The 9501-nt window shown below is 57.5% G+C and carries 6 protein-coding genes; 3 read left to right on the top strand and 3 right to left on the bottom strand.

All coding sequences use genetic code 11. The features are described from left to right. Positions 1-378: HdeD family acid-resistance protein (locus tag KBY58_RS05430; RefSeq protein WP_255003327.1), on the top strand; the 378-nt coding region annotated here is incomplete at its 5' end. A 5-nt stretch (positions 379-383) separates the two neighbouring features. Here the strand turns inward: KBY58_RS05430 and ggt are convergent. Both ggt and KBY58_RS05420 read right to left on the bottom strand, forming a co-directional pair. Then, complete coding sequence (gene ggt / locus KBY58_RS05425; protein WP_255003326.1) at positions 384-2237, bottom strand: gamma-glutamyltransferase; 1854 nt, start codon at positions 2235-2237, stop codon at positions 384-386. Between the two features lie 2 nt (positions 2238-2239). Further along, a complete protein-coding gene (locus KBY58_RS05420; RefSeq protein ID WP_255003325.1) occupies positions 2240-2728 on the bottom strand; it encodes a YajQ family cyclic di-GMP-binding protein in 489 nt (162 codons plus the stop codon). Between the two features lie 26 nt (positions 2729-2754). Here KBY58_RS05420 and KBY58_RS05415 point away from each other — a divergent pair, with 26 nt between their 5' ends. Next, on the top strand, positions 2755-4089 hold the full coding sequence (locus tag KBY58_RS05415; protein ID WP_255003324.1) for a recombinase family protein: 1335 nt from the start codon (positions 2755-2757) through the stop codon (positions 4087-4089). Between the two features lie 51 nt (positions 4090-4140). On the opposite strand, the gene KBY58_RS05410 is transcribed toward KBY58_RS05415, so the two are convergent. Continuing rightward, complete coding sequence (locus KBY58_RS05410; RefSeq protein WP_255003323.1) at positions 4141-4470, bottom strand: hypothetical protein; 330 nt, start codon at positions 4468-4470, stop codon at positions 4141-4143. Positions 4471-5394: 924 nt separating this feature from the next. On the opposite strand from KBY58_RS05410, the gene KBY58_RS05405 reads away from it, so the two are divergent. Further along, entirely contained in the window at positions 5395-9489 is a 4095-nt protein-coding gene (locus tag KBY58_RS05405; protein WP_255003321.1) for a phage/plasmid primase, P4 family, read from the top strand. Positions 9490-9501 lie beyond the last annotated feature (12 nt).

Below are 9501 nucleotides of genomic sequence, written 5' to 3'. Positions count from 1 at the left end.
CAAATCCTGCGTCTGACCGGCGAAGGCGATGCCAAAGCAAAGCTTTTTCGGCTCCTATCTGGCCTGCTCTACGTGGGCGGCGGCATTTGGGTTTTGGCCTTCCCGATCGATAGCGAGGTGAGCCTCACCCTGTTTGTGGGCTTCCTGCTGGCCTTCGAAGGGGTGATGGAATTGGCCGCCTCAGCCACCGGCCAAGGCGCGGCGCGGGGCTTGGTGCTGGTCGACGGCATCGTCACCGCGATCCTGGGGGTAATGCTGATCGCCGAATGGCCGAGCGACAGCATCTGGGCCGTAGGCATGCTTTTTGGCATTGGCATGGCCTTCTCCGCCATCAACCTGCTTACCGCCCCTAGCCAGCCGACCGGATCGGCCAGCTAGGCCATTCATTCAGCCACCGCAGCCGCATCCAGGCGCCTGGGATCCGCCACCCCCAGGCTGCCGGTCCAGCGCCCCTGCTGCCGTGGCAAGGCCTCAACACTGTTGGCCGAGCCCATCGCCTGGCCCTGCTCCAGCAGGTGGCCCATCGCCTCGAGTAGGTGCTGGGTGTCTGGGCTGATGCCCTGTTCGATGTTGATTTGGTCGGGCCAGAGCTGGCTGTGGATGCGGGGTGCGGCCACCGCCGAGGCCAGGTTCAGGCCATGCACGATCCGATTTAGGAGCACCTGCAGCACGGTGCTGATGATGCGGCTGCCGCCCGGGCTTCCCGTGGCAAACCAGGGGCTGCCATCAGGGCGCAACACCAGGGTGGGGGTCATCGAACTCAAGGGTCTGCGGCCCGGGGCCACCAAATTGGCCATCCCCTGCACCAACCCATAGGCGTTGGCAGTGCCGGCTTTGAAGCTGAAATCATCCATTTCATTGTTGAGCAAGAATCCCGCTCCTGGCACGCTCACCCCATTGCCATAGGCGAAGTTCAAGGTGGTGGTGGTGGCCACAAGCCCCCCCTGGCGATCCACCACCGAAAGGTGGGTGGTGTTGGTGCCGCCGGTCACCCCACTGGCAGCCTTGGCAAGCTCAATGGCCTGCCGATGGCGCCTGGTATTGATTGATTGGCGGAGCTGGTCGGCGTAGCTCCGGCTGAGCAGGCGCTCCAGGGGGATTGGGATCTGATCTGGATCGCCGAGCCATTGGTTGCGGTCGCGGTAGGCGAGGTTCAACGCCTCGACCATGGTGTGGATGGTGGCGGCGCTATTGAGGCCAGGGGCGGCCAAATCGAGGGGCTCCAGAATTTGCAGCAACAGCAGCAAGGTGACACCACCGCCGCTGGGGGGAGGCATGGTGACCACCGGCAAGCCCCGAAACTGGCCCACCAAGGGGCGCCGTAACTGGGCCCGGTAGCGGTCCAGGTCGAGCTGGCTAATTAGGCCGCCGCGGCTGCGCATAAGTTGCACCAGGGCGGAGCCGGTGGGCCCCTGGTAGAAGCCCCGCTCCCCCGCCAGGGCGATGCGCCGAAGGCTGGCGGCCAGCAGCGGCTGGCGCAGGATTTCCCCCGGGCGATAGGGGATGGGCGATCCGCCAGGCCGGGCCGGGGGGTGGAAGAAGATGCGGCGCGAGAGCTGGTCGGCCTGGAGCAAGGGTGCCGCCTGCACCAGGGAATCGGCCAGGGCCTTACCCACGGGGAAGCCCTGGTCGGCCAGGCGAATGGCCGGTGCCATTACGGCGGCCAAGGGCAGGCGGCCGTAGCAGCGCTGGCTCAACAACAGGCCCGCGGGAGTGCCTGGCACCCCGGTACTGAGCAGGCTGCGGCTGGTCCGTTGCCGGTCGACACTGCCATCGGCCTTCAGAAAAAGCTGGGGCTGGGCCGCCAGGGGGGCCGTCTCGCGAAAATCGACGGCCACTGCGGTGCCCTTGCCCGCAGGAACCTCTGGATTGGCCGCCGCCAAACATCCCCGCTGCCGGGCCGGCGAGGCGCCGGGCAGCCAGGCCACCAGAAAACCGCCCCCGCCCAAATTGCCGGCCTGGGGCAGGGTTACGGCCAGGGCAAAGGAGGTGGCCACGGCTGCATCTACCGCATTACCCCCCTGGCGCAGGATCTGGGCGCCCACCCCGGAGGCGATCAGCTCCTGGCTCGCCACCATGCCCTTGGCCGACCAGATCGGCTGAAAGCGCTGGCCCTGCTCCTGGAGCACATTGGCCTGGGCCGGCAATCCCACACAATTGGCCCCTACAGCCAGGAGCGCAAGGGCTCGAAACCAGCTCCTGCCTTGGCCAGCAACCGTGCTTAGGCCAGGGAGCATGGCTAGCGGTAGTTCTCAAACTGGAGCGGCACGTCCACGTCCTGGGCCTTGAGCAGCTGGATGGCCTGCTGGAGATCGTCCTTGTTTTTGCCTGTCACCCGCAGGCTGTCGCCCTGGATCGCCACGGTGACCTTTTTGAGTTCGTCGCGGACGGTTTTGCTCAGGGATTTAGCCAGTTCCTGGGTGAGGCCCTTGCGCAGCTTGACCACCTGCTTGACCCGGTTGCCGCCAACCGCTTCTGGGGTCTGGAAATCGAAGATTTTGAGCGAGAGATCCCGCTTGGTGGCCTTCTGGCGCAGCACATCTTCTACGGCCTGCAGAGACATGTCGCTGGCGGTAGTGATCGTGAAGCTGGTTTCCTCCAGCTCTATCTCCGTGCCTGAGTCCTTGAGGTCGTAGCGCTGCCCCACGTCACGGCGCACCTGGTCGAGGGTGTTGACCAGCTCCTGGCGATCAAAATCGCTCACCACGTCGAAGGAATAGGTGGACATAGCGCAGCTAGCCTGGGTGGGCGTTCTTGACTGACTCTATGGGCTCCATCGGCTACGCCCGAGTCAGCAAGGACGATCAAGCAGACAGCTTGCCGGCGCAGGTAAGCCGCCTTGAATCAGCGGGCTGCCGCCGTGTGATCACAGACATCGAAACCGGGCGCAGTACCGATCGAGATGGCCTGATTGAGCTGATGGCGATGGTGAAGGCTGGTCAAGCCACCGAGCTACTCGTGACCCGCGTGGATCGCCTGGGGCGAGACGCGGCGTACACAGATGCACTGCTGGCCCAGTGCGAAGAGCACGGTGTTTCCGTCAGAGCGCTGGACGGTGGCGTAATTGAAACGGCGACACCCCAGGGATTCCTGATGGCGAGGTTGCAGACCGGTCTGGCAGAGATGGAGTCGCGGATGCTGTCAATGCGTCTCCGGCGCCAGTTTTCGGTCTACCGAGCTGAAGGTCGCCACCTGCGCCGCCGTAAGCCATTCGGCTACCGGGGCGGCCCCAACCACCACTTAGAGCCGAATCCAGATCAATGGAGCCAGGCACTGCGAGTAATAACCGAGCTGCGCGGCCTGGGGTCCTTCTCTGCTGTTAGTCGCTCGATGCCGGCATGGTGCGAATGGACGCCAGCTGCGTCAAATCTGCAAGCGTGGTTTGTAAATCCAGTGATCCGCGGCCACATAGGCCACCGACTTAATCTGAAATCGGGCAAGGGCTGGAATCAGCAATGGGGGGAGATCCACTACGACCAGCACCCAGCGCTGATCTCTGAACCAGATTGGCAGGAGCTGGCAGATCTGCTTAAGCGTCCAACCAACAAATTTAGGGGCGGTGGCACCGTCACCGAAGTGGCCCATGGCCTGACTGGATTGCTGCGATGCAAATCATGTGACCACCTTTTGCGCCGAAACTCATCGAATGGAGTTGCTTGGTGGCGTTGCCGTCATCGCCTCTGTGAAGCACGCGGTGGTGCAAGAGAAGATCGGATCCTGCCAGTCGTAATTGAGGCGTGTGCGGCAGAAGCCCGAAGGCTGGCTGCGCTCCTAGAACAGCCGCAAGGGGAGGACCCCGCCGCCGCCGCAAAAACTAAAGAGTTAGAAGAGATGGAGAGCATGGCCGCACGCAATCCAGAGAATCGGGCAATGGCAGCAGCCGTGGCAGAGCAGCGGCAGAGGATCGAGGCGCTCAGACGGAACAAAGCACCGGAAGTAAATCCAATAGCTAAGCGAGCTCTAGAAGATCCACACTTCTTCAGGGAGCTTCCGGCCCACCAGCAACGGGCGGTGTTTTCAATGGCGCTGAGTTCCGTGGTGGTGGCGGAACGTGGCGACCAGATCGAACCTCTTCCTCGTAGGTTTTGAGACGCGCAAGCAAAATCTCCCTTACTGTCATCAGCTCATATTGCTTACTCATCAGCAGACCACGATCACAAATACTGGGCAGTTGTGAATGAACTCCGGGCCGCAGATAAGCACAGCAATCGATTTAATACCGAGGCGAATTAGCTCCAGGCCAGCGACGACACTGTCCCAAAACCAGGAAAGTTCACAGGCCGCATCCCCAAATGGAGTAGGCGATCTAAATGCCTCTGATAGCAGGGATTTATCGTGATTTGCTGTACGTATCTGCAGGAACAGACCGTGGCGGCAGCGATGAATAACTGAAAACGAAATCCGATCCCCTAGTGCCTGGCAAGGTGCCTTTGCAATGGAGAGATCAAAGGAAAGATTCAACATCTTCATGCCGCATCAGCAATGACCAAAATGCTTTTCACAATTGCCCCCGACGAAAGCCGTGGATCATCCGGGGTAAGACAAAAAGAGCAGCTTCCACTAGATCAATAAAGACTTGATCAATATCCTGTGATGCATAGAGGAAATAGTCAAACACCACTTTCCTGAGTCATCGACATCTTTTTTATGTCGACAAGTAGATGCCTACATGAATTCTGCGGTTTGACAAGGATGGCTTTACGGCGGAGATTGAAGGGAAGTAAACCAAGCACCGATGAAAATCATTTCCAAGATTTAGGCCCGAAGAAAAATAAACCACAGATTAGGGGGAATTATGATCATTTTTGTATTCAATACTTCTACGAATACACCACCGCTTTGAGGCCATGAACTCTCACACATTTGTAGTCCGGACCGACAAAGATCTACACGACAGGATCCGCAAGCTGGCCTACTTGGCAAATACAAGCAAAAGCGCCACGATTCGCAAACTTCTTCAAAGCCAAGATGAAGAGCAGCAGGTTGAGGTGCTTACTGGCCTAGGAGTCCCACCCCTTTAGCAAAAAACAAGGCTCTCAAGCAATAAAAAACCCGGGTGCGAACCGGGAGAAGAGGACAAATTCTTAATCTATTATGGCACCAGCAAACACAAACCAGGTCGAAACTACTTCGATTCTGCCTGAATTGAGCATCCTCGGGTCCAACGAATTAGACAGAGCAACTGATCAGTTACGAGGCGAAAAAAAGTTTGATACTGGTATCGATTTAGTCGGTGCTGGGCGAGCATCGCGCACTCAGCTTAGTAAGCAGCACCGCCAGATACTTCTAGCCAGCGCAATAAGCGACGATCGAATTGAGCTTTGGGAAACTATCTCTGAACCGGGGGATCTCCCCCTAGAGCTGCGGGGTTGGGGTGGCAAGGCAGTGCCTTGTATGGCCACGACATGGACCACCGTAAGTGGAAAACGAGTACCACAAATCCGGCTTAATGCGGCAATCCCGCAAAAAGATGGGCGTGCCACGCGCTACCTATTCCCCAAGGGCAGTGGGGGCATTGTCGGGGTGGACGATGCTTTCAAAAGGGATTGGGCAAACACACATATTCCAATTCTGCTTGTTGAGGGTACCAAGCAGTTTCAGGCTGCGGCATCGACGATCAATCCGGATACTCCATTTGCGATTCCGTTTGGGTTGGCGGGCTGCTGGGGTTGGAGTAATGACCAGAAACCGAGCGACGATTTACTTGCGTTGCCTGTTGAGGGCCGAGACGTACTGGTGGCGTTCGATGCAGACGTAGCAAGTAAATGGATGGTCTGGGAGGCAGCACGGCGACTTATGAAATATTTATTGGGTGAGCTGATGGCTCGGTCTGTCCGCTTCCTAATCAACCCGGGCAACGGGGGCTCGAGTGACGGCTTGGATGATTTACTCGGCCGTCAACCAACACTCGAAAGACGAGTAAAAGTACTGCGCCACCTGATTGACACCGCAGTTGAACACCGAGCAATTCGGGCACCAAAGCGGCCAGCCAAATTAAGTGGATTCTTCGATGGCAACAATTTTAAATCACTGAGCTGCTGGGAATATCTAGGTTCAGAACATCACCTAGCGATGAGTGGCGACCAGACGATAGCCGTCTACCACAATGGCGTATTCCATAACGGCAGCAGCCTGTGGTGGACACGCCTGTTGTCGGAAACCTTGGGGGATGACTACCGTCCCGAGTTTGAACACACTGTTACCAACCTTGGGTTGGCGCAACTGAAGACGGAGGGAAAGGTGATTCCTTTCCAGCAAAAGAAGCCAGTAATCAATTTCAAGAACTGTCTGCTTAATGTGCAGAGTCTTGAGGCTCAGGAGCACTCACCGGCGCATCTGACATTAATTCAATTACCGCACAATTGGGACCCCAATGCTGGGTGTCCCACATTCTTGCAGTGGGTGGAAGATGTGGCCCCCGGTCAGCTGGAAAGCCTGCTTGATGTTTGCAGCCAAATGTTGGATTTATCGGCTTGGCCAAGGATGATTGCGTTCCTGACAGGACCGACCAGATCAGGAAAATCCACATGGATTCGAATACTCAATAACCTGGTTGGCGCCCACCTTCGATCGAATGTCAGCCTCCATGACCTGAGCAGATCTGGGGGCGATCGTTTTGCCAGTAGTAGTCTTTTTGGCAAAGTATTGAATACCTTTGCTGATTTATCCGCGGAAGATCTTCAGGATCTTTCCCTCGTTAAGGTGTTGACCGGGGGCGATGAATTTGAAGCTCAGCGCAAGCATGGTCATCGATTTACCATGCGCAATCAGGCCATGTTGGTTTTCAGTGCAAATACGGTTCCGGCCGCTAGTGAAAGTAGTAGTGCGTTCTTAGCCAGGGTGGCTCACTTCAAATTCCCAAACAGCTTCGAAGGACGTGAGGACAAAACAATTGAAGAAAAAATCCTTCGTGATGAGATACCCGGTATTTTACGGCTGATGGTAGAGGCGCTACAAAAGCGCATGCTGCGTGGAAGTTTTCTTCCATTGGATAGGGAGCGGCAAAACGCCTTTGCTGAAAAGACGGATCGCGTACGTATGTTCTTGGCGGAGCATACCCGCGTAGGTGACAGGGGGCCGAAGTGCATTCTAAGAGCAAACCTGTATCGATTGTTTTGTAATTGGGTCGACGAAGAGCATGCGGGGAGGGCGGGGCGAATACTCGGCAAGCACAAGTTCAACGACCGAGTTCGCCTTGCTTGTGGACCGGAGTTCAAACCACCCTCTGGATCCTGGTGCTGGAACCTCATTGAAGTAGACCCCGAAACTGCCGACGCCCATATTTCAAAACCACCCAAACCACTAGAAGCCCAACAAATATCAATACAAAATGTACCTGCGATTGATACTACAGCGTGTATTAAAACAAAACTGCCGATCGAAACTGACAACAGTAAAATTCAAGTGGTGGCAAGCGATCTGCCAGTGCAGCGTGATGTGGCGACGGCTGTTTCGGCTGTTTTGCCTTACTGCATTACCCCTAATAAGCAACCAAGTCTGAATTCCAAACAGCCGCAATGGGTTAATACTGCCGAAACCGCCGGGTCTCTTCGAGAACCTACACCAGAAGCTCAACTTTTTAGATCGGTTCCTTCAGAGCCCTTGCTATTGGCAGATGACACCAAGCCCTTGGTGATCGACATGGAAACTTGCAGCGCCGATCAGCTTTGGGCAACGCCAGATCCGGCCACCCCATTTATTCGGCTGGTGGGCACAGATCACGGCAACAACACCGACCCTCGGCAGCTGCTCGAGCATGTAGGACCACTGGTGGCCCACAACGGATTTGGGTTCGACTTCCTAGCCCTAGCCATTCACCACGGGCTGCAACTGCTTGAGATGAGTGAGCAAGGAATGTTGATCGACACAATGGTGCTGGAAACCCTGGCCCACCCCAATCGGGAAGACCTGGATCCAGATCGGTACATTCGCCAGCTGGGGCTGACTGCAGCAGCCGAGCGCCGCGGGCTCCCCGGCAAAACTGACGACCTGGCCAAGTTGGCCCGCACTGCTGCCAAGGCCAACGGCATCGAAGGAAGCCCCAAGCAGTTGGAGATGGCTGGCTACGGGCTAATCCCCCAGGTAGATCCGGATTACAACTCCTACCTGCGCGGGGATGTTGCCGCTGGCCGGGCCGTGTTTAACAGCCAATGCCCTGGTGGCCAGCTCAACCCCTATCAAGCCAGGGAAATGCGGCTGATGGGCCGGCTGGTGCATGGCATCACCCTGGTGGGCTTCCGCATTGATCGACCTGAGATCGAGCGCCGCGAGGCTGCGCGGCAGGAGCGTGTTGCCGCTGGTGCCCTGCAGCTCGAGGCCATCGGTCTGCCCCAGCGGGTGCTGAAAAAGGATGGGAAATGGAGCTCCCCCCACTCCACTGCTGCTGGCAAAACTGCTATTGCCGCAGCCTTCGCTGATCTCGGCATCACTCTGCCGCTGACCCCCGGTGGAATTCCATGTATTAAGGCTGAGGTTATGGAGAAATTGGCCAATGAGCATGCCGACAAGCAGGCTGTGGTGGAACTCTGTGAAACCGTTGGAGGGCTGGTTAGTAGCCGCAGCACCTACGGCAATGTGCTCAGCCACGCCACTGACGATCGGGTCCATCCGTCGGTATTTCCCGGCCAGGCCACCGGCCGCTGCAGCATCACCAATCCCGGCCTGACGGTATTTGGCAAGCACGGAGCAAACGCCGCAGAGCGGGAAGTATTTCTTCCTGATGAACATGACCACTTGCTGCTAGCAATCGACCTGAGCAAAGCTGATGCCCGGGCTGTGGCGGTGTGGAGCCAGGATCCGGTTTACTTGGATATCTTTGATGACCCGAACCGGGACATCAATAAGGAGCTAGCGGCTCAGTTCAACATCCCCAAAACCATGGCGAAGGCCCTGGGCCACGGGACAAGGTACAACCAGCAGGCCAGGGGAATGCACAACCAAACGGGCATTGAGCTTGCTGATTGTGAGCGATTTCTAGATGCGCATCGCCAGCGTCACAAAGCAGTTCATCGCTGGATTGATCGGGTTGTAGCGATTGGCCAAACAGGTCGTCCCCTAAAGAATGGCTTTGGACGCCTGCTGTACACAGGCCACCACACCAAGGGGATGCGGAACGGGGAAAGCAAGGCGTTCACTCAGGCACCGGCCTACCTTGGCCAATCCACCACCAGGGAATGGATGGCAGAGGGGATCCTCCGCCTACCCCTGGAGATGGCCTCTCAAATCCGTTGCTTCCTGCACGACGAGATCGTGCTGTCAGTTCCGGAAAAGCACCTGGACCTCTATCGGGAGGCACTGCTGGAGGCATTCCAATTCAGGTGGGCACCACCAGCTGATGCAATGGTGATTCCAGTATCAGGGTCGATTAGGCCGGTGCCGGTTGTTGCTGAGCTGAGCGCCCCCGGCCGTACATGGGCCGATTGCTACCGGGGGGAGGAAGTAGGCGGCCCTCCAGTCACAGTGACTGCACAGAGACTGGAACCCAACTAGCGGAAGGATGAC

This window comes from Cyanobium sp. HWJ4-Hawea, assembly GCF_024345815.1.
Classification (GTDB): Bacteria; Cyanobacteriota; Cyanobacteriia; order PCC-6307; family Cyanobiaceae; genus Cyanobium_A.
The sequence above is the reverse complement of the archived record's forward strand: the minus strand, read 5'-3'. Positions and strand labels throughout refer to the sequence as shown.